The sequence below is a fragment of the Corynebacterium lipophiloflavum DSM 44291 genome (assembly GCF_000159635.1).
GTDB lineage: Bacteria > Actinomycetota > Actinomycetes > Mycobacteriales > Mycobacteriaceae > Corynebacterium > Corynebacterium lipophiloflavum.
Genome location: NZ_GG667192.1, coordinates 224,131 through 245,021, shown reverse-complemented (window position 1 = coordinate 245,021; position 20,891 = coordinate 224,131). Strand labels below are relative to the sequence as shown.

Here is a 20,891-nt window from a genome sequence, read left to right as displayed (position 1 = left end):
CCCCTTGAAACTCAAGCGTTAAACGTCCGTGCTCTGGATCGAGTCGATAATGTAGTCCTTCACCTTATCGGCATCGTTGGGCAGGTCCACAACGTGGCGCTCGGCATCCAAGACGTGCGCGAACCTCTCCGGCACGTCCGGGGCGAAGCCCAGCGCTTCTGAAATCGTCTCCGAAAACTTCACCGGCAGCGCTGTCTCCAGCACCACGATCGGGGTGTCAACCTGCTGCGCCACGCCTTGCGCGACAAACATGCCGTCAGCCGTGTGCGGGTCAATCAGGTAGTCGTACTTCTCGTGGACAGCCTTGATCGTGGCCACCCTGTCGGCGTGGGTGGACGTGCCCGAAAGGAAACCAAAGTCCTCGCGGATGCGCTCCATGCACTCCGGGTCGCCGAGATCGTCCGCGGAGAAGCCACCCTGCTTCGCTTTCACTGCAAAGAGCTCCTCCGTCACGGTTGCGTCGCGCCCGGTGGCGTCGAAAATGAAGCGCTCGAAGTTCGAGGCCCGCGAGATGTCCATCGACGGGCTAGAAGTTGCGTGGGTCTCGGCCGCCGAACGCGGGCGGTAGTTGCCGCCGGAGAAGAAGTCGTGCAGCACGTCATTTTCGTTGGTGGCCACGATGAGCTTGTCAATCGGAAGCCCCATCTGCTTGACCACATGGCCCGCGCAGATGTCGCCGAAGTTGCCGGTGGGCACGCAGAAGGAGATCTCCTCGTCGTTGGATTCGGTGACGCGCAGGTAAGTGGAAATGTAGTACACCGTCTGAGCAAGAAGTCGCGCCCAGTTAATGGAGTTGACTGCCCCAATGCGGTACTTCGCCTTGAACGCCGCGTCTGCGGACACCTCCTTGACCACGTCCTGGCAGTCGTCAAAGACCCCGTCGAGGGCGATGTTGAAGATGTTGGGATCATCAAGGCCGAACATCTGCGCCTGCTGGAACGCGGTCATGCGCCCGGCCGGGGTCAGCATGAACACGCGGATGTTGTCGCGCCCGCGCATCGCGTGCTCGGCGGAAGATCCGGTATCGCCGGAGGTGGCGCCGAGAATGTTGAGCTCCTCGCCGCGGCGCGTCAGCTCGTACTCGAACAGCTCGCCGAGCAGCTGCATCGCGATGTCCTTGAACGCCGCGGTGGGGCCCTCGGACAGGTGCGCGATGTAGAGGGCGTCATCGAGTTTTGTTACCGGGACGATCTCCTCGGTGGAAAACACCGGGGTGCGGTAAGCGCGCGCGGTGATCTCCTCGATCTGCGCCGGCGGGATGTCGTCGACGAAGAGTTTCACCACCTCGGCGGCGAGGGCTGCGTAGCCTTGGGCGTCGAGAAGCGTGCGCCAAGCGTCGAGAAGCTCGGGCGTAATGCGCGGGTAGACGGCTGGCAGGTAGAGACCACCGTCGGGAGCAAGGCCCGTCAAAAGGATGTCGGTGAACTTGGCGGCCGAGGCCTTGGAATCGCGCGTTGAAATGTAATCCACGGTCTACCACTGTACAAGGCGGGGCCCTGGAGTACGTTCACTCACATGTCCTCTTTCCACCCCCGTGACCGCGTAACCCCCCGAGCTGTAGTGATCTGGCTTGCGGCGGTGGCCGACTACGTCGTGGCGGTGACGGGGCGAACCTCCTTCGGGGTGGCGGGGCTCGCCGCAATGGACCGCTTCGACGTCGACGCCTCGCGCATCGCAGTGTTTACCTCCGTGCAGGTCGGCGTGTACGCGCTGGCGCAGATCCCGGTGGGACTACTCATCGACCACCGCGGCCCGCGATTCATGCTCGTGACAGGAGCGCTGGTCATGTCCACCGGCCAGGTCATCCTCGGATTCACTGACTCCTACCCGCTGGCCATTGCCGCGCGCGTGCTCATCGGCGCGGGCGACGCCACCGCGTTCCTCTCCGCGCTGCGCCTGTTGCCCTACTGGTTTCCGATGCGCCGCACGCCGCTGTTTACGCAACTGACCTCGGCAACCGGCCAACTCGGACAACTCCTGTCGGCGATCCCGTTTCTCCACCTGCTTCAAGCCCGGGGCTGGACGGTTGCCTTTGTCTCACTCGGCGCGGTGGGGACACTCGTCGCGCTCGCGGCGTTTGTCGCCGTGGCGGATTCGCCCGACGCGCTGGTGAAAACCGGGGCGACAACGCGACTCCCGGTGCGCCAGATCGTTGCTCGCGTACTGCGCTCGCCACTGTGCTGGGAGGCATTCACCATCCACGGCCTGGGCATGTTCTTCATGATCAACTTTGCCCTGCTGTGGGGTATGCCGCTGATGATCCAGGGCATGGGCTTAAGCGCCGCCCAGGCGGGGACGGTGCTGACGGTGTTCACCGTGACCACAATGCTCGGCGGGCCGTGCCTCGCACCGCTATCAGCGCGCACGGGCGAAAACCGCGACCTTGCCGCAGCGCTGGTCGCATCGCTGCACTGCGCCACCTGGATCATCTTTTTCGCCTCCCCCACTTCCCGCGGCTTCGGTGCGCTCATCGTGCTCGCCGTGATTATGGGCCTGGCCACGCCGGTGTCGAACTTCGGGTTCGACACCATCCGCGAGGAAATGCCGCGCAGCATCGTCGCCTCCGGCACGGGCCTGGGCAACATGGGCGGCTTTTTCACAGGCATGATTTCCGCGCAGCTCATCGGCCTGCTTCTCGACGCCGCAGCGCCCGACGGCACCTACACCTGGGGCGACTTCCGCTACGCCTGGGTTGCCGCATTCATCCTCTGGGGCATGCTGCTCGCCGGGTTGTTCACCTCGCGTTACTACGTGGTCCGTGGCAGGCGAGCACGCTAGGTGCTCACTCGGAGTCTGCGCGCTGTAGCTACTAAACCTCAACCCAGCCTCAAGCGGCACCCCTAGGGGCGCGGCGGTTCGAGCCGGCCGTTAAGGATGTCGATGACGGAGCGGATCGCGGCGTCGCCAAGCGGCGCGGAGCCCGACTCGCGTTTCGCTGGCGTCGCCACGGGTGATTCCGCCCGCACTATGAGCGTGGTGCCATCGAGTTCGAGGGCGGATCGCTTATCGACGCCTGCCGCGCGCGCCGCCTCCACCAACGCCGCCAGGTCCGCGAACGTCGCCGAACTCACGTCAACACTCAAATTGATAGCCATACCCGCCTACTGTATAGCTAATCGAACTCGAGCGACGGGGCCTCTCCCCAGAACACCTCCTCAACCACCTGGTGGGCACGGCGGGTGTCGCGCAGGTAGTCCTCCAGGAACTGCTGCTGGTCCTCCGGGTCGTAGCCTGCGGAACCGGCGACCTGCGCCAACTGCGGGCCCGGCGCGGGCAACTGGTCCGTGCGCTTGCCCGAGACCAGCACCAGCGCGTTTCGCGCGTTCGTCGCCGCGAGCCACGCAGTGCGCAGTGTGCGGGCCTGGGCGCCGCGGATCACCTCCGGATCGTCGAGCTCGTCGAGGTAATCGAGCACCTGCAGCGTTGAGGTGTTGTGCAGCCGCGGGTGGTTGTGGGCGTGCATCATCGTCAGAAGCTGCACGGTCCACTCGACGTCGCTAAGCGCGCCGCGGCCAAGCTTGGTGTGGGTGGCGCGGTCCGCGCCGCGGGGCAGGCGCTCGTCGTCCACGCGCGCCTTGATGCGCCGGATCTCGCGGATGTCGGCCTTCGACGCCCCAGACTCCGGGTAGCGGAACGGGTCGATCGCGTGCAGAAACGCCTTGCCCACTTCCTCGTCGCCGGCGATTTCGGTGGCGCGCAGCAGAGCTTGCTTCTCCCACACCTCACCCCACTCGCGGTAGTAGCGCTCGTAGGAGGCGATGGTGCGCGCCACCGCCCCCGAGCGCCCCTCTGGGCGCAGGCCCAGATCGACCTCCAGGGGCGGGTCGCCCGAGGGGGTTGACAGGCGGGTGCGCATCTGGTCGATGATGCGCACAGCCCAGGCCACCGCCTCGGATTCCTCCACCCCGTCCGAAGGCTCGGCGACGATCATCACGTCGGCGTCGGAACCGTAGCCCAGCTCGGCGCCGCCGAGGCGGCCCATCCCGATCACCGCGATGCGCGCTGGCGGGTCCTGTTTGTTCGTGGCGTGCAGGTCCGCCCGGATTTCCGCGCGCAGCGCGGCCTCGAGCACCGCCTCCCACACCCAGGTCAACTCGATGCACACCTGGCGCACATCCATGAAGCCGAGCAGGTCGGCGGCAGCAATGCGTGCGAGGTCCGCGCGGCGCAGCGAGCGGGCGATTTCCACCGCCCGGGCAGGGTCCTCGTGGCGCTTGGTGGCAGCGAGGATGGCCTTGTACACCTGGTCGGGTTCGACGTCGAGCAGTTTCGGCCCGCTCGCACCGTCGCCGAGCAACTGCACCACGTCCGGGGAGGAAATAATCAGGTCCGCAATGTAGGGCGAGGTCCCCAGGATGTGCATGAGGCGCTGGCCGACCACCCCTTCGTCGCGAAGCATCCGCAAGAACCAGCTCTTGTCCTCCGCCGCCTCCGAAAGCTTGCGGTAATTGAGCAGGCCGGCGCCCGGGTCGGCTGTGTCGCCGAGCCATTTCATCAGCGTCGGCAGCAAAATCGCCTGCAGTTTCGCCTTGCGTGAGCTGCCCTTGACCAGCGCGCTGAGGTGCTCGTACGCGCGCGCCGGGTGACGGTAGCCCAGCGCCTTGAGCTGGGCCTTGACTGTCTCGGCCGACAGCGTCGCTTCGCCGACGGACAGGTCCACCACGGCGGACAGCAGCGGGCGGTAGAACAGCCTCTCGTGGAGCTGGGAGACGGACTTGCGTACCTTGCGCAGCTTCTCATCCATCCGCTCCACGGCGCTCTTCTGGCGGTACGGGGTAAAACCGGCGGAGCGGGCGAGCCAGCGCCGGGCAGCATCATCGTCGTTGGCCGGGAGTGTGTGCGTGCGTTTGAAGCGGTGCAGCTGCAGACGGTGCTCGAGCAGGCGCAGGAACCCGTAGGCGTCGATAAGCTGGCGCGCGTCCTCGCGGCCGATGTAACCGCCGTTGGTGAGAGCTTCGAGCGCGACGACGGTGTTGGGGTTGCGCAGCGTTTCGTCGAAACGCCCGTGAACGAGCTGCAGCAACTGGACCGCGAACTCGACGTCGCGCAACCCCCCGTGGCCCAGCTTCAGCTCGCGCAGGCGCATGTCCTTCGGCACATTTTCCAACACGCGACGACGCATCGCCTGGATATCATCGACGAAAGACTCGCGCTGGCTCGCCTCCCACACCAGCGGGGAGAGCGTGTCAACGTACTGCTGCCCGAGCTCTAAGTCGCCCGTCATCGGTCGGGCCTTGAGCAACGCCTGGAACTCCCAGGTCTCCGCCCACCTTTTGTAGTAGGCCAGGTGTGAATCCAGCGTGCGCACCAGCGCGCCGGACTTGCCCTCCGGGCGCAGGTTGGCATCAACGTCGAAGAAGCAGGCCGAGCCCAGCTTGATGAACTCCGAGGCCAGCTTCGTGGCGTTCGCGTTCGCCGGCTCGGCAACGAAGATGACGTCCACGTCCGAAATGTAGTTGAGCTCGCCGGCACCACTTTTGCCCATCGCCAGCACGGCGAGGCGGCAGTCGGCTTCTTCGTCGTTGTAGACCACGCGCATCGCCACGGCAAGCGCCGCCGTGAGCGCGGCGTCGGCGCACACGGTCAGCATGTGGGTGATGGCCCGGTAGCCCATCATGGGCTGGTCGTTGCCACTGCGTTTCGACGCCGCAAAAGTGCCCGCGAGATCAGCCGCCGCGAAACGCATGATCAGCGTACGGTACGCATAGCGCAGCGCGTTCCGCGCGTTCGTCCCGTCGAGGTACGTCTCACTCGCGCGGTAGGTGCCCGCGGTGGTGCCCTGTTCGTTCGCCGTGGAACCGGGCTCCGGCACCGCTTCGACTGCGTCGAGCATGGTGCGCATTACCTCGTCGGGCTCGGGCAGCGGCTTCTCTAGCAGGCGCCACTGCTCGGGGTGCGCCACCAAGTGATCCCCCAGCGCAGTGGACCCGCCGAGCAGGGCAAACAGGCGGGTTCGCAATACCGCGTTGGTGCTTAACGACGTGCGCAGCTCCGCGACATCGTCGCCCAGGGTTTCCGCCAGCCGCGAAAGGGCGTGCGCGGCGAGCTCCGGGTCGGCGGCCCCGGCCACAGTGGCGCGCACGACCGACAGGTCGTCACCGGAAAAACCGAGATCTTCTAAAACACACATGTCACAGGTCCAGGTGGTTGTCGATCTCCCAGCGGGTGATCTGGGAGGTGTAGTTGTGCCACTCGTCCCACTTTGAGCGCAGGAAGAACTCGTAGACCTGCTCGCCGAGCACCTCGGCCATGAACTCCGACTTCTCCAGGTGCCGCAGAGCCTGGTCCAGCGAGTTCGGCAAATCCCGGTAGCCCATCGCGCGACGCTCCCGGCGCGTCAGGGAGAAGACGTCGTCACGCGCGGGTTCATCGAGCTCATAGCCCTCGTTGATTCCCTTCAGGCCCGCGGCGAGAACCGCGGCGAACGCGAGGTAAGGGTTGCAGGCGGAGTCCAACGAGCGCACCTCGATGCGGCGAGAATCCGCCTTGTGCAGGCGGTAGGTGGGAACCCGCACCATCGCGGAGCGGTTGGACACGCCCCACGTCGCGGCGGTGGGTGCCTCGGAACCGAATTGCAGACGCTTGTAGGAGTTGACCCACTGGTTGGTCACGGCCGAGATCTCGTTGGCGTGCTCGATGATGCCGGCGATGAACAGGCGGCCCGTCTTCGACAGCGAGAACTCGTCGTCGGGGTCGTGGAAGGCGTTGGTCTCGCCCTCGAACAGCGAAAAATGGGTGTGCATCGCGGAACCATCCCTGTCCGCGAACGGCTTGGGCATGAACGTCGCGTGGATGCCGTTGGCCTCCGCGATGGTTTTGACGATGTAGCGGAAGGTGACGATGTTATCCGCCATCGTCAGCGCGTTCGTGTGGCGCAGATCGATCTCCTGCTGCCCCGGCGAGGCCTCATGGTGGGAGAACTCGGTGACAATACCCATGTACTCGAGCGCGGAGATGGACATGCGGCGAAACTTCGGTGCCACGTTGCGCTTGGCCTGGTCGAAGTAGCCGCCGTAGTCCGCCGGGCGCGGCATCTCTCCGGGCTGCACAGGCTTGACCGCGTAAAACTCGATCTCGGGGCTGGCCATGAACTCGAACCCGGCGTCGCGCGCCTCCTGGATCTGCCGGCGCAGGACCTGGCGCGGATCCGCGAACAGCGGCTCGCCGTCGGGCATGGTGATGTCGCAGAACATCCGGGCCGTTTGCAGGCCAACTTCCTCGTCGAAGGGCAACGCCTGGTAGGTCGACGGGTCGGGGCGCAACAGCGTATCGGATTCGGAGATCCGCGAAAACCCTTCAATGGAGGAGCCGTCGAAGCCGACGCCCTCATCGAAGGCGGCCTCGAGTTCCGCGGGCGACATCATAATCGTCTTCAGGGAGCCCAAAATATCCGTAAACCACAACCGGATAAACGAAATGTCCTGTTCGTCGACCTTTTGAAGCACGTTTTCCTGTTGGCTGTTCATACCCGCCTACTCTAGCGCCGTTTGCGTGTTAATCCCGGTAAAGTCGTGTGCACCGATGTGCTAACAGAAAGGCCGGTGACCCATGTCTGAGAAAACAGGCAACGCGGAATCTGACGTAGAGACTTTCCTCGAAGTGGAGGTCAAGCTAGCGGTCGACGAGACCACCGGCATTCCCGACCTGACACAACTGCCGGGGGTGGACGAGATCTTGTCCACCGAGGAGCACAACCTGACCGCGATCTACTACGACACGGACGATCTACGCCTGACGCGGGCGAAAATCACCCTGCGCCGCCGCACGGGCGGCGACGACGACGGCTGGCACCTGAAACTCCCGGCCGGCTCCGCCCGCACCGAGCTGCGGGCCGAGTTGGGCAACCCCTCCGAAATTCCGGCGGAGTTGACCGACAACGTCCGCGCCATCGTGCGCAACGCCCGACTCTCACCGATTGCGCAGGTGGATAACCGCCGCGTCGTTATCTCGCTCGGCTCCCCGACGGGTGAGAAGGTCGCCGAATTTTGCGACGACCACGTCACCGCGTGGTCGCTCCTGCCGGGCGGCGAGCGCTCGTCGTGGCGCGAGTGGGAAGTCGAACTCAGCGCGTTTACCGCCGGCACCGAGGCCGGTGCCGAGCTGATCCACCAAGCGACGAGCTTTTTGATCTCCTCCGGCGCGCGCAAGTCCTCCTCGCCCTCGAAGCTGTTTACCGCTCTCGGCGACTCGTTGCACTCCGCCCCCCTGCCTCCGCACCTGACAGAGACGGGGCTCGACCCTCAGTCCCCGGAGGGCGCTGTGGTCGAAGCGCTGCGCGGCCACCGTGACTCCATTGTGAGCTGGGACCCGCGCGTGCGTGCCGACGAGTGGGACTCGGTGCACCAGATGCGCGTGTCCACACGTGAGATGCGTTCGCTTTTGGAAACCTTCGAGGGAATCTTGGAAGGCGAGCAACTCGGACACCTCGAGGCCGAGCTGAAAGACACCGCCGCGACCTTGGGTGTCGCGCGCGACGCGGAGGTCGTTGAGGAGCGCTTCATCGAGCTGCTCGACTCCGACGAGTCTGGGCTTATCGACGACGCCGCGGCTGAACACATCCGCGGCGACATGCGCGCCGACTACGAGGCCGCGCACGAGGAGATCATCGGCATGCTCAACTCCGAGCGCTTCTTGACGCTTCTCGACGACATCGACGCCCTGCTGGCCAACCCGCCGGTCAGCGCCGAGATCGCCGCCGGGATCGAAGACGACAGCGGCAAAGACTTGGGCAAAGACGATAAGTCGACCAAGGGCGCGTCTAAGGCGATCCTCTACGACCACCTCGCCGAGGCCTTCAAGAAGGTGACCAAGCGCGACGCGAAGGTGCAGAAGTACTACCACGACACCGATCTGCCGCTGCACGACCGCGAGGAGTACGTCCACGACATGCGCAAGGCGGCCAAGAAACTGCGCTACGCGGCTGTCGCCGCCCAGGGTGCTGGCGTGAAATCGGAGCGCCTCGCCAAGGCATGCAAGACGCTGCAGTCGCTGCTCGGCGACTTCCAGGACGCGGTGACCTCGCGCGATCGCATCCAGCGCCTCGCCGAAGAGGCCCGGGGCCGCGGCGAGGACACATTCGCCTACGGCATGCTCTACCAGCGCGAGCTGGCCCGCGGCGAGGAGGCGCTCGAGGGCTACGAGTCCTCGGTCCGCGAGGTGAAGAAAGCCTTTTCCAAGATCAAGGCTTAAGGGCTTTTACTTCTCCCAGGAGGCCGGCTTGCCCCAATTCTCGTCGGCCTCCTCGATTGCGTCGGCTGCCTTGTTGCGCGCGTTCGCGGTCTGCAGCGCCGCCTCCGCTTCCTCGCGGGTGGCGTAGGGGCCCATGCGCTCATCCCAGGCAGCTTCCTTGCCCTGAGTGACTTCGCCGGTGGTGGGGTTGTAGTAGAACTGCTCGTCAGCCATCGTCGACTCCTCCCTTTCGGTTTCTGTAAGTAGGTCCAGACTACCTGTCGCGACGGGTTGGTAATCTGGGCTCAACGTTTGCTCGCAAGATTTCTCCAAAAGGGTGTGTGCTCATGGCCGTGTGGTCCGACCAGTCCCCGTCTAGCGTTGAGCGCGCCGCGCAGCTGCACGAGTCAGCGACGGGTGCCGCGGCCAAGCACGTGGCGTCCGCCCCGGCAACGTGGGTGCTGATCGGTGAAAACGTCGATCATTTCGGCGGCGTGACGGTGGTCGGTTTGTCGCATCAGCGCGTCTCGGCGGCCGTGTCGCCGCGCACAGACGGCGTTCTCGGCGTCACCGTGGATGCCGCCGGCGGTTTTTCCATGGCGACGCAGGTCCCCCTCGCCTCGCTTCTCGACGCCCCCCTGCCCGACGCTTCGTCCTCCCTCGAGTCGCGCGCACTGCGACGCATCGCCGGCCTCGTCCAGGCCATGGGTGCGCGCCAGATCCTCCCGCGCGACATCAACGGCCTAGACATCTCGATCGCCTCCGACATCACCGCCGGCGGCGGCCTCGGCGCGCTATACGCGGGAGACGCCGCACTCGCCCTGGCGCTGGCCGACCTCGCGGGCACCGCCGAGCTCGACGAGGCCCCCACCCGTGCACGCCTCGCCGAGATCTGCTCGGCGGCCGCATCCGCGAACTCCTCCCTGTCCATCCTGCGCGCCCGCCACACGGCCGCGCTGCGCGGTGCGAGTGATACGGTCTCGGTGATTGACTACGCCGACGGCTCCGTCACCCACGCCCCGCACCCGAGCCGCCTGGGCGTGCGCATCTTCTCCGTCGCGCATTCCTTGGGCACGCCGCACGCCGAGCAGGCGCAGCGCATCACCGCCCGCCGCGCTTTCATCGACGAGGCCTGCACCAACTTCGGTGTTTCGTCGCTGCGCCAGCTGCCCGGCGCGGCCGAGCGGGTCGTGGAATGGGTGCAGGCGCGACGCGACATCGCTGGCGTCGACACCGCCCCCGACCCGCACACGGCGCGCGACTGGGTGCGCTACTGCGAGTCGGAAACACTGCGCTCCCTGGCGGCGGCGAAGGCACTGCGCTCGCGGCGCACCGACGAGCTATTTACCCTGCTCAACTCCCCGTCCGAGGCTCACGACATTGTCACCCCGGACGATCTTGTGGCGCTGGCCCACGCCCGCGGCGCCGTCTCCGCGCGCCCGGCTGCCGCCGGGATGTCGCAGGCCGTGATCGCGTTCGTTCCGCTGGTCAAAGCGCAAGAGTTTCTCTCTGCAATGGGCGCGGACCACGAGGTTGTGGAGATTTTGCCGGGCACTGTGGCGAGCGTCGATAAGCTTTAGTCCGCCGGCCAGGCGAAGGTGACCTCGCGCTCGGCGACGCTCGCCCGGACGAGACTCACGCTCGTTTCCACGCCTTCCTCAGGCTGGCCCAGGCACGGCGCCAGGACGGGCGGATCAATAACGAAGATGCGCGACGCATCGTGCTCCTCTTCCGTCTTCAGCACAGCAGCCTGGAAATTCTGCCCGACCCAGGGTTTGAGCACGGTCGCCTCGGTGAGGTTCAGGCACGCCCGATCCACCGTGTTGGCCAACTGCGAGGTGCGCCCCATCGTCTTCACTACCTGGTTCGCCCCCTCCGCCACCCACGCCGGGGGTTCAGTGCCGGCGCAGATGGCGAGACAGACCTCGGTGGCGTAGCGGTCAATGAGCCTGCGCAGCGGGGCGGTGACGTGCGAGTAGTAGCCGCCGATGCCCGCGTGGACCTCCGGTTCCTTGTCCTCGAGGTTAATGTAGCCCGCGCCGCGCAGCAGCTTCTGGGCTTCTCGCATCACGGCCATGCCGCGCGGGGTGTCCGCATTGACGCGGGCGAGGAACTCGCCGACTGGCTCGCCGCCGATGCTAAAGCCAAGGTTGCGCATTTCCTGGCGAAATTCCTTCTCCGCACCGTTTGTGGCTGGGCTGAGCGTGCGCAGAAAACCCTTCCCGGCCTGCACCATCATCTGGCCGGCGGCCATGCCGGTCAGCAGTGAAATCTCGGAGTTGTAGTCCATCACGGGGTGGCGCGGCTCGATGACCAGCTCGAAACGGCCCTCCCCGGTCTCCACCACGCGCACGCTCGGCAGCCGCAGGTTGATCGCCTCGCGCCGCAGTGAACTTTCCTGCCGCAGCGTGCCTACCTCTGCAAGCAAGCTAATCGACGCATGCACAACGCCACGGTCCATCCCCTCCTGCACTTCGTCGTAGTCGAACCGGGCGCGGCTGCGCACAAGCGCGCGCTCGACGAAGGTGTCGGTGACCTCGCCGCTGGAGTCGAGCTGGAAGGTCCACAGCACGGCGGGGCGGTCGACGTCGGGAAGCAGTGATGCCGATCCCTCGCTCAGCTCGGGCGGGTGCAGCCGGGCGGGTTCGTCGGGAAGGTAGATCGTCTGGCCGCGCTTGAGCGATTCCGCGCGCACCGGATTGTCAGTCCCCTCGACGAACGCAGCGACGTCCGCGATGGCGTAATGCACCGTGTATCCGCTTGCGGAGCGCTCAATGCACACAGCCTGGTCCAGATCCATCGAGCCGGGCGGGTCGATGGTGACGAACTCGATGTCGCGGGCATCTCGGCGCGTGTGCAGCAACGAGTCCGTCAGGCCCTGTGCCGCCTCGTGCTGCTGCGCAGTGAACTCCGTGGGCACATTGAATTCACGCGCGATGTCTCGAAAGTTCAGGGGCGCCGCATACAGCTTCATAACCCGCCATTGTTGCAAAGATCCCGGCGGGGCGCAGGCGTGGGCGCTCGCCTGCTCGCCCTAAACCCGGATACGCAAGGTTGGGGGCACTCACCCTAAACTCGGAGCAGGTTGGGGGCGTCCGGGTTTAGGTAGAAGAGGATCAGGCCCCCTCCGGCCGCAGAGTGCGCGTAGCCCGCACCCTGTCAATCTCGGCCAGCACGTCATCAAGTCGTTGTATCACGTCCTCTGGGTACAGGCGGAAAAACACGTAACCCATGTTCGTCAGCTGCCTTTCGCGATCACGCTCACGCAGGAGCACCTCGGCAGTCTGCTCGGCGTACTTGGACTTGCCATCGATTCCGATGATGAGGAAATCGTCGAAAAGAAAGTCCGGCCGGTAGCGCCCGATCACGGGCTGGAACCGCCATCCGCGCACCCCTCGCTCGATGAGACCGGCGCGAAACCAGCTCTCGAAGGGTGAATCCGCGTGCTTCGTCGCCCAGTCCACGCACATGAGCACCTTGGCCTTGCCGACGAACCTGCTCATCCGGTGAACCTCCGTTTTCAGCTGTGCAGGCGTGTAGCCGCGCACCGAGAGCAGCCAATCCGCGGCGACAAGGCCGTCGGCGAAGGTGTTGTAGCGGGCGACATCGATGAAGGTGCGCAGCGCAGTTGTCGCGCGCACGCCGTAAACGTTTTCGACCTCGTCGTCCCGGAACGTCGCAACGCGGTAGCGCACCAGCGGCATGCGCTTGCTTTTCGACGGCGTGCCGCCACTCGGCAACGCCACCTCCACCTGTCGGGTTGTGCCGATCGTCCACATCCCGTGCAGCGTCGCCGCGGCGCGCGAGATGACAACACCTTTGCGCATGCTGCGCCCCACCGCCACGGCGCGGAGGAAAAAGGCCTGCCATGGTGTCAGTGCGGCATAAAGTTGCCTCGGGATGACTTGGGTGGGCGCCAGAAAGGCGTACTTGCCGTCGGCGATGTCTTTCCGGACATAGACGTCGTGCCGTTTGAGCAGGCGCGTGTCAAGCATGGTGTGCAGCAGCGTGTGCAGTTCGTTTTCCCCCATGCGCAAACCTTTGCACGGATTGCACACCGTGTCACTCGGCGCGGCCCGGCCTGTGGATAACTCGCTGACCCTAAACTCGGACACCCCCAACATGCCCTGAGTTTCGGTGGAATACCCCCAATTTTGCGCGTCCGGGTTTAGGGCGAGCGGGCAGCGCGAATGAGCCGGCCTGTAAGCCGGATTCTGTGCCCAGCCTCAAGACCGGGCGGCGATCATCCATCTGGACCTCCCATCGCTGGGGGCCTCCAGCAGCTACCTTCGGACATGGGCGGGCAGCCTCGTCGCGTCCGACAACCTCCGCTTCCAAAAAGCGGGGGCTCTTGCCTTGCTCCCGGTGGGGTTTACCTGGCCACGCGTGTCACCACGCATGCCGGTGCGCTCTTACCGCACCCTTTCACCCTTACCTGCCACGAGGGGCAGGCGGTCTACTCTCTGTTGCACTTTCCCGCGGATCACTCCGGGTTGCCGTTAGCAACCACCGTGCCCGTATGGAGTCCGGACTTTCCTCGACCCCCGCCTACCCGTGTACACGGTGGTTCGGGGAGCCGCGATCACCCGGCCGACTCATTCGCGTTTAGAAACTATACTCTACCGGTGGTGCGCAACATCGTTTACGCAGCGTACGACCCCATAATCGTCATAGAATTCCACCACGGAAATGCTCGCCAGATCAAGATAGATGTGCTTGAACGCCTCCGCGCCCACACCGAGTGCCTGGCGAATGATCGATTTGATCGGCGTCATGTGCGTGACCACCAAAATCGTCGCACCTTCGTGCTGTTTTTGCAGCGCCAGGCGCGCCCTCGTGATGCGCCGGTGCAGCGCGGCGAGCGATTCCCCGCCGGGGGGAGCATTGCTTGACGACGCCTGCCACACGTCAAACTCCTCCGCAAAACGCTCCATGCACTCCTCGCGCGACAGGCCATCGAACTCGCCGTAGTCCATTTCGCGGAGCTCATCGTCGATGACGACGTCGGTGATGCCCAGGGCTTCGGCGCAGGCATCGGCGGTTTGCCGGGCGCGGGTTTGCGGGGAGGTGACAATGAGGTCGACCCCGCCAAGCGCGGTTACGGCGCGAGCGGCGCGGCGGGCCTGGTCGTGGCCGATGTCGGTGAGCTCCGGATCGGAGGACCCGGAATACAGGCGGGCCGCGGAGTGCTCGGTCTGGCCGTGGCGCAGCAGGATAAAACGTGTCCGGGGTGCGTCGGTGCCCGACCAGTGCGCGGGGCTGGCGACCTCGTGCTGCGCGCTGGCCTCCTTTTTCGCCCCGACGATGCCCGGCTTCGCCCCGGCGGCCGCGGCATCCATCGCGACATTGGACAGCTCGTCGGCTTTCTTGTTCTTGGCGCGCGGCACCCAGGTGTAGGTCACAGACGAAAACCCGGCGGCCAGTGATCGGGCCTGGCGGGCGAGATCAGCCATGTCGGGGTGTTTGATTTTCCAGCGCCCGCTCATCTGCTCGACCACAAGCTTGGAGTCCATGTAGACCTCGACCTCGGTGGCGCCTGCCTCGCGCGCCGCCTCCAATCCGCGCAGCAGACCGTGGTATTCAGCGACGTTGTTGGAGGATTTCTGCCCTACGACGTAGGCGACTTCCGCGAGCGTTGTGCCGTCGGCGCCGTAGACGACGGACCCGGAGCCGGCAACGCCGGGGTTGCCGCGCGAACCGCCGTCGGTGTACACGCTGACCTTCAATGCCTACTCCCCCGCCGGCGCGACGCGCACAAGCAGAGCACCACAGTTGGGGCACATTGGCACCTCGTCGGGGTCAGCGCTGAGAACCTCGGTGCGCTCCGCCTGCGGCAGCGTGATGAAGCAGGCGTTGCAGGTGCGGCCGTTGAAGGCTGCTGCCCCGACGTCGTCGTAAAGCGAGAGCACCTCCGCGGGCAGCTGGCCGCGCAGCTGGTCGGTGTCGACGACCTCGCGCGGGGGCAGCGCCTCGACCGCGCGGCGGGCGACCTCGACCTTGCGGTCCATCTCATCGAGGCGCGCACCGTGGATGTCGCGGTTGTTGCGCAACGCCTTGACCTCGCCGTGGGCTTCCTTGAGCTCGTAGTACAGATCGGCCAGGCGCGACTTCGCGGCGTAGCGGTCGTGCTCGAGGTCCTTGCGCCGCTCCGGGTCGGTTTCCGCGGTGAGCTGGCGCTTATTGTCCAGGTCGCGCTTTTTCAGCTTGCGCTCGTCCTCCTGGATGCGCAGGATGTCCAGCTCAAGGTCGTCCACCGCCATCTGCGCCGCGGCCGCGGCGGAGGCGAGGCGCTCACGTTGCGTGGTGAGGTCGGCAAGCTCCTTCTCCTCCGCGCTCAGGCGCGTTGGGTGGCGCTGGGCACGGTCGGCGTCGGCGAGCTCGAGCAGCACCATCTGCTTGTCGGGAGAGAGGTTCACGAATGTAGCCCTTCTTTCTTATGTTCGCGGGTGGGCGGAGACGGTCCACGGGTCCGTGCGGATGGAGACGATCTCGGTGTTAACGTCTAAAGCATCAACGATACCTTTCGCCTGGGTCGTCCACGGAAACTCCGAGGCCCAGTGCGCTGTATCGATCACCGCTGGCCCGCCGGCGCGCAGGTGCTCGTCCACCGGGTGGTGGCGCAGGTCCGAGGTGACGTAGACGTCGACGCCGAGCGCTGCGACATCAGAAAGGAAGCCGTCGCCGGAGCCGGAGGACACCGCCACCGTGCGCACCATCTGCTCCGGGTCGCCCGCGGCGCGCACGCCCCAGGCGGTTTCCGGAAGCGCGTCGGCGACCTGCTGTGTGAAATCGCGCAGCGTCATCGGTTCGGGAAGCGTACCCACCCGACCCAAGCCGGGGGCGCTGTCGAGCGGGGTGTCGTCCGCGATAGCCACGATGTCGAAGGCGGGCTCTTCGTAGGGGTGGGCGTCGCGCAGGGCGTCGATAAGCGAGGTGCGCAGGCGTGAAGGGGCGACGAACTCGACACGGACCTCAGGACCCGAGAAAGGCTGGCCGATCGTGCCCTCGGTCGGGTTGGCGCCGGCGCGCGGCGTGAACCCGCCGGTGCCCTCGAAACGGAAGGAGCAGCGCTCGTAATCGCCGATCGCGCCGGCGCCAGCCGCGAACATCGCCTCCATGACGCTGTCTGCACTCTCCCGGGGCACGTTGACGCCCCACCTGTCCGTCCCACCGCGCCGAATCGGCCTTATTGGCCGGCCCGGGGTGATACCCACTAACTCGGCGAGCAGATCGGAGACGCCCGGGCGCGCCGAGTCAGCGTTCGTGTGCGCCGCGAAGAGCGCGACCCCGCCACGCAGCAGAGTGTGGATGACCTTGCCCTTCGGCGTGTCCGCCGCCACCGACGACACCCCCCGCAACAGCAGCGGATGGTGCACGACGAGCATCTGCGCGCCGATCTCCACCGCCCGCTGGGCCACCTCGAGGGTGCAGTCGAGGGCGAAGGCGACATTGGACACCTCGTCGTCAGGGTCACCGCAGATCAGCCCCACCTTGTCCCAGTCCTCGGCCAGCGCCGGCGGGTACGCCGCCTCCAGCGCTGCTACAACATCGGCCACCGTCGTTTTGCTCATGCGTCCAGCCTACAAAGCTGCCATGCTTTAAGGCATGCGCACCACTTTGCTTCTCGACGTCGACGGCACCCTCATCGACTCCTACCCCGGCATCCGCGAAGGTTTTCTCCTCGGCCTCGACGCGGTTGACTGGCAACACCCGGACGAGGAGTTCATCCGCCGCATCCCCGGCCCACCGATGACGGAAACCTTCGCCCAGCTCGGGATGACACCGGAACAGAACGAGCGCGCCATGGCGGCGTACTCCACCTACATGGCGGGCGAAGGGTGGAGCAACTTCACTGTGTTCGATGGCATGGCTGAGCTCGTCGCCGAGTTCAAGGCCGAGGGCTACGAGGTGGTCACGGCGACGTCGAAAGGCGAAAGCTTCGCGCGCAAGGCGCTCGAACGCGCCGGGATCTACCGGCACATCGACTTTCTCGGTGCCGCGCAGGAGCACGGTCCGCGCAAGCGCAAGGTCGATGTGATCGCGCACGTGCTAGACACCGTCTCGCCCGAAAAACCCCTGATGATCGGGGATCGGCGCCACGACTTCGAGGGGGCGGCGCACTTTGGCATAGCCTCCGTCGCCGTCACATGGGGCTACGCTGATGCCCGAGAGTACGACCTTGCCACCTACATCGCCCACACCGCGGAAGAGTTAAAGGACATTATCAATGGCTTCTGACCCACTCCACATCGACTTCGTCTGCACCGGCAACATCTGCCGCTCCCCAATGGCGGAGGTGATCGTGCGCGACAAGCTTGAACGGGCCGGGCTCGGCGACCGGGTCCGCGTCAGCTCCTCGGGGATCGGCGGATGGCACGTGGGCAACCCCGCGGACGAGCGCGCGCTGCAGGAACTCGAGGCCAACGGTTACGACGGCTCCCGCCACCGCGCCCAGCAGTTCGGTGCCGCGCAGCAGGGGGCGGACCTGCTTATCGCGCTCGACCCGCGCCACGTCTCTGAACTGGTCGTCCGCGGAGTGGACGAGGACAAAATCCGCCTGATCCGCTCCTTCGACCCCGCCTCGCCCGAAGGCGCCGGCGTCGAGGACCCGTACTACGGCGGCATGGAGGGCTTCACCACCACGCGCGAGCAGATCGAGGCCAGCGCCGACGGCATTATCGAATGGGTGCGCGACCAGCTAGACTAGGTGCCTATGAGGAAGACTTTTCTCACCCCCGGGTGGGCGATCGCGGCTATTTTGATCGCGCTGTTCTCCTACTTCGCGTTTACCTTCCTCGCGCCCTGGCAGCTCGGCAAAAACGAGCGCCTCGTCGAGCGCAACGAGCACATCGTCGAGGCCTTCGACAACGATCCGGTCCCGTACTCGGCTGTCGCCCCCGATGGCGAGGTCGCGCCCGCAGACGAGTGGTCGCGCGTGACCATGACCGGCCGCTACGTACCCGAGGACGAGGTTCTGCTGCGCCTGCGCCCGGTGGATAAAACCCCCGCCTTCCAGGTGCTCACCCCGTTTCGCATCGATAACGGCCCAACCATGCTGGTCAACCGCGGCTGGGTCCCCGCCACCGATGGCGGCACCACCGTGCCTCCCATCGACCCCGCCCCCACCAGCCAGGTCACCATCACGGGGCTTTTGCGTCTCGACGAAGGCCCGCACCGCTTGGCGCCCTTACTCGACCAGGGCCACGCGATGGTGTACTCCATCAGCTCCGCGCAGGCCTCCGAGATCACGGGTGCCGACCTCGCGCCGTCGTACCTGCAGCTCTCCCCCGGTGAGTCCGGCGTGCTTGAACCCATCCCGCTGCCGATGCTGGAAACCGGCAACCACCTCTCCTACGGCCTGCAGTGGATCGCCTTCGGCATCATGGCCCCGGCGGGCCTGATTTACTTTCTGTGGGCCGAGGTGCGCGAGCGGCGGCGCTTCAAGCAGGAGCAAGAAGAGCTGCTTGTCGACGCCCCCACCACCGCGTCCACCCCCGCCCCGCGCGGGCGCTACGGCCACACCAAGCGCAACCCCTGGGCCTCGGCTTACGATAGGGAGCAAGAACGCTAGCGTAAGGGGACCGCTGTGAACACCGCTTTGACCGAATCCGATGAGCTGCTCGTTGAATTAACCCTGCTCCAACTGAACGGCGTCGGCGTGCGCCCCGCCAGCGAGGTGGAGGCCGACGACATTGAGGACGCGGTCTTAGACGAGCTGGGGTCGTTCCGCATCCGCCCCCTGGCCACCCTCATCGGGCTCCGCGATCCGGAGGACACCCCGCTGTTCGACAACGTCTGGTGCGATACCTGCGCTGAGCCGCGCACCACACTTGCCCAGCTTGAGACGTGCGCAGAGCAATTGTGCAGCGCCGCCGGGACGCAGCTTGTGGAATGCGTCGCCTTTGCAGACCCTGGCTCCGACACCTCCGGATCCGTGCGGCTGCGCGTCGGGCAGTGGGACGTTGTCGACATGGACTACGACCTGACTAACGAAAGTCCCGAGCTCGACCTCATCGCCGCGATCGTGCCCTCGGGCGTGACCGCCGTGACGTTTGACCACGACGACCTCGACGCGCACTCGGTGACGGTGTTTCTGCGGTCCGGGGAGGAAGCTGCCAACGTAACGAGCTCCCTCGAAGGGGAGCTCAGTGGAGTCGGTGCGTCATCCCAGGGACAGTAAGACAGCCGTTGAAGGAGACCCCCAGATGACATTTCCGTGTCCGGGATCACCGACGATCCATCCTGTCTCTAACTAACGTCGATTCTGCACTCTCTTGATTGACCGACTCGACAATCAGCCTTGACGGTAATTCGGATATGGTCTCGTTGGGAACACCCGTAGGCAGCTGCATCTCGGTTTGCATGCGCGACATTTCAAAGCTTTGAACAACAGGAGGTTCCGATTCAGCGGTTCTCTTTAACGTGATTTCCACCCGATCTCCCGGTTGCCCCACGTACGTAATGTCTGCAGTAGACCTTCCGCGATCGATTTTCACAACCGATTCGTCGCAGAGCCCGTCTGCAGAACCGGTCCCAAGGATCGGATCTTCTGGACCCCGACCTGCAACCTCAGGTGCCGGACTGCCTCCTGAGGCAGTGACCTGATCGGAATCAGCTTGCATTGGTCCCATGTCGTTCGAGCATCCGGATAGAACCATTGCTGAAGCCGCCGCCAGCGGAATCGTACAATTGTGCATTTTGAACATCGGGCCTCTTTTCACACTCGATTCCGTTTGGGAAGGAAGGCACAGCGGAGCTGTCTCACACTGGAACACAATTTCCGGGAGCAGAAAACCCTAGAGTCGGCAACAACGCGAAACTTGGCATCGTTTACTGGTTGTGGCTGGCTGCACTGAATCAAACTCGTTTCCAAAGGCCCCAGGGGCTCGCTTAATCTGTAGCGGCTCACATAGGGGATGCCAGCGAGCCACTGCTTACCACTGTCCTCTCACAGACACCATGTCTAACACGGAAGCTACCTGCGTCTCAACGGTCCGCACTCATCACGGAATAACCCGCGACAACTACAACTGGCTCAATCTGAACCTGCGCTCCGGTCCCCAGGCCGAGATCACTGTCACTGCTCGAAGCGTCGGTCAGCTAATGACTGAGCTTGGCAGATTCTGTGCGCCATGAGGGGCTCGAACCCCCGACCTACTGGGTGTAAACCAGTTGCTCTTCCAGCTGAGCTAACGGCGCGTGCCCCAGCACTCTAGCACGGGTGCGACTGGGGGCCAAAAGCTACTTCTTGATGCTCGCGCCGGTGAGGCAGGCTCCCTGCCAGTCGCCGAAGCGGTCGGACTTGGTCTGCACCAGGCCCGCAAGCTGGGCGGACTCGGACACCTCGCCGGGCTGCACGCCGCCGGGTGTGCGGGGAGCCGGGGTGAGCAGCCAGATCTTGCCGCCGGTGGTGAGGTTGCGGGCGGCATCGACAAGCGAGTCGACGAGGTCGCCGTCTGAGGCGCGGAACCAGAGAAGCACGACATCGCACAGCTCGTCGGTGTCCTCGTCGAGAAGCGGCTGCCCGATGGCGTCTTCGATGTCCTCGGAGATAGTTGTGTCGGCGTCCTCGTCCCAACCGATTTCTTGGACGATGACATCGCCGCTAATTCCAAGCTGTTCCGCGTAGCTGACAGCACCAGGGGCGCCCACCTTGCGAGTCCTCCTTCTAGTTCCTTTTCCAGATACACGCAGAATACCCGCTTGCGCTCGCTTTTGCGCCA

General features: G+C 65.3%; 18 protein-coding genes, 1 tRNA gene and 1 other RNA gene. 7 read left to right on the top strand and 13 right to left on the bottom strand.

Going from position 1 to position 20,891, the window contains the following annotated elements:
* Positions 1-18: 18 nt before the first annotated feature.
* Complete coding sequence (gene thrC / locus HMPREF0298_RS04335; RefSeq protein WP_006839894.1) at positions 19-1,470, bottom strand: threonine synthase; 1,452 nt, start codon at positions 1,468-1,470, stop codon at positions 19-21.
* A 45-nt stretch (positions 1,471-1,515) separates the two neighbouring features.
* On the opposite strand from thrC, the gene HMPREF0298_RS04330 reads away from it, so the two are divergent.
* On the top strand, positions 1,516-2,778 hold the full coding sequence (locus tag HMPREF0298_RS04330) for an MFS transporter (protein WP_040422489.1): 1,263 nt from the start codon (positions 1,516-1,518) through the stop codon (positions 2,776-2,778).
* Between the two features lie 62 nt (positions 2,779-2,840).
* Here HMPREF0298_RS04330 and HMPREF0298_RS04325 read toward each other — a convergent pair whose 3' ends face one another.
* Genes HMPREF0298_RS04325 through glnA form a run of 3 tightly spaced genes read right to left on the bottom strand, consistent with a single transcriptional unit; the run spans position 2,841 to position 7,466 of the window.
* Positions 2,841-3,095, bottom strand: a complete 255-nt coding sequence (locus tag HMPREF0298_RS04325; protein ID WP_006839892.1) for a hypothetical protein — start codon at positions 3,093-3,095, stop codon at positions 2,841-2,843.
* Positions 3,096-3,112: 17 nt separating this feature from the next.
* Positions 3,113-6,130: a bifunctional [glutamine synthetase] adenylyltransferase/[glutamine synthetase]-adenylyl-L-tyrosine phosphorylase gene (locus HMPREF0298_RS04320; RefSeq protein ID WP_006839891.1), complete on the bottom strand. Its 3,018-nt coding sequence runs from the start codon at positions 6,128-6,130 to the stop codon at positions 3,113-3,115.
* Position 6,131: 1 nt separating this feature from the next.
* On the bottom strand, positions 6,132-7,466 hold the full coding sequence (gene glnA, locus HMPREF0298_RS04315; protein ID WP_006839890.1) for a type I glutamate--ammonia ligase: 1,335 nt from the start codon (positions 7,464-7,466) through the stop codon (positions 6,132-6,134).
* Positions 7,467-7,548: 82 nt separating this feature from the next.
* Here glnA and HMPREF0298_RS04310 point away from each other — a divergent pair, with 82 nt between their 5' ends.
* Positions 7,549-9,189, top strand: coding sequence for a CYTH and CHAD domain-containing protein (locus HMPREF0298_RS04310; RefSeq protein WP_006839889.1), 1,641 nt, complete (start codon positions 7,549-7,551; stop codon positions 9,187-9,189).
* Positions 9,190-9,195: 6 nt separating this feature from the next.
* Here the strand turns inward: HMPREF0298_RS04310 and HMPREF0298_RS04305 are convergent, their stop codons facing one another.
* Positions 9,196-9,402 (bottom strand): hypothetical protein, encoded by a 207-nt coding sequence (locus HMPREF0298_RS04305; RefSeq protein ID WP_040422488.1) that lies wholly within the window; start codon positions 9,400-9,402, stop codon positions 9,196-9,198.
* Between the two features lie 113 nt (positions 9,403-9,515).
* On the opposite strand from HMPREF0298_RS04305, the gene HMPREF0298_RS04300 reads away from it, so the two are divergent.
* The gene (locus HMPREF0298_RS04300) at positions 9,516-10,748 is read left to right on the top strand and encodes a galactokinase family protein (RefSeq protein WP_006839887.1); all 1,233 of its coding nucleotides are present in this window, start codon (positions 9,516-9,518) and stop codon (positions 10,746-10,748) included.
* Here the strand turns inward: HMPREF0298_RS04300 and HMPREF0298_RS04295 are convergent.
* The 6 genes from HMPREF0298_RS04295 to HMPREF0298_RS04275 form a co-directional block, all read right to left on the bottom strand.
* Positions 10,745-12,142 (bottom strand): RNB domain-containing ribonuclease, encoded by a 1,398-nt coding sequence (locus tag HMPREF0298_RS04295; RefSeq protein WP_006839886.1) that lies wholly within the window; start codon positions 12,140-12,142, stop codon positions 10,745-10,747. The two genes, HMPREF0298_RS04300 and HMPREF0298_RS04295, sit on opposite strands and share 4 nt — an antisense overlap.
* A 142-nt stretch (positions 12,143-12,284) precedes the next feature.
* Positions 12,285-13,199, bottom strand: a complete 915-nt coding sequence (locus HMPREF0298_RS11565) for an endonuclease domain-containing protein (RefSeq protein WP_050758306.1) — start codon at positions 13,197-13,199, stop codon at positions 12,285-12,287.
* 156 nt (positions 13,200-13,355) lie between these two features.
* Positions 13,356-13,766: RNase P RNA component class A (gene rnpB, locus HMPREF0298_RS11590), an RNA gene on the bottom strand.
* Between the two features lie 21 nt (positions 13,767-13,787).
* Positions 13,788-14,894 (bottom strand): bifunctional RNase H/acid phosphatase, encoded by a 1,107-nt coding sequence (locus HMPREF0298_RS04285; RefSeq protein ID WP_006839884.1) that lies wholly within the window; start codon positions 14,892-14,894, stop codon positions 13,788-13,790.
* A 3-nt stretch (positions 14,895-14,897) separates the two neighbouring features.
* Positions 14,898-15,584 (bottom strand): zinc ribbon domain-containing protein, encoded by a 687-nt coding sequence (locus HMPREF0298_RS04280; RefSeq protein WP_040422487.1) that lies wholly within the window; start codon positions 15,582-15,584, stop codon positions 14,898-14,900.
* An 18-nt stretch (positions 15,585-15,602) separates the two neighbouring features.
* The gene (locus HMPREF0298_RS04275) at positions 15,603-16,739 is read right to left on the bottom strand and encodes a Nif3-like dinuclear metal center hexameric protein (RefSeq protein ID WP_006839882.1); all 1,137 of its coding nucleotides are present in this window, start codon (positions 16,737-16,739) and stop codon (positions 15,603-15,605) included.
* A 34-nt stretch (positions 16,740-16,773) separates the two neighbouring features.
* On the opposite strand from HMPREF0298_RS04275, the gene HMPREF0298_RS04270 reads away from it, so the two are divergent.
* The 4 genes from HMPREF0298_RS04270 to HMPREF0298_RS04255 are packed head-to-tail and all read left to right on the top strand — an operon-like array spanning position 16,774 to position 19,348.
* Positions 16,774-17,406 (top strand): HAD-IA family hydrolase, encoded by a 633-nt coding sequence (locus tag HMPREF0298_RS04270; RefSeq protein ID WP_006839881.1) that lies wholly within the window; start codon positions 16,774-16,776, stop codon positions 17,404-17,406.
* Entirely contained in the window at positions 17,396-17,875 is a 480-nt protein-coding gene (locus HMPREF0298_RS04265; RefSeq protein WP_006839880.1) for a low molecular weight protein-tyrosine-phosphatase, read from the top strand. The genes HMPREF0298_RS04270 and HMPREF0298_RS04265 overlap by 11 nt, the downstream gene beginning before the upstream one ends.
* A gap of 6 nt (positions 17,876-17,881) precedes the next feature.
* Positions 17,882-18,739, top strand: coding sequence for an SURF1 family cytochrome oxidase biogenesis protein (locus HMPREF0298_RS04260; protein WP_006839879.1), 858 nt, complete (start codon positions 17,882-17,884; stop codon positions 18,737-18,739).
* A 15-nt stretch (positions 18,740-18,754) separates the two neighbouring features.
* Entirely contained in the window at positions 18,755-19,348 is a 594-nt protein-coding gene (locus tag HMPREF0298_RS04255) for a hypothetical protein (protein ID WP_006839878.1), read from the top strand.
* A 946-nt stretch (positions 19,349-20,294) separates the two neighbouring features.
* Here the strand turns inward: HMPREF0298_RS04255 and HMPREF0298_RS04250 are convergent.
* Positions 20,295-20,367, bottom strand: a tRNA-Val gene (locus HMPREF0298_RS04250).
* Positions 20,368-20,409: 42 nt separating this feature from the next.
* Positions 20,410-20,820: a DUF3052 domain-containing protein gene (locus HMPREF0298_RS04245; protein ID WP_006839877.1), complete on the bottom strand. Its 411-nt coding sequence runs from the start codon at positions 20,818-20,820 to the stop codon at positions 20,410-20,412.
* Between the last annotated feature and the right edge of the window lie 71 nt (positions 20,821-20,891).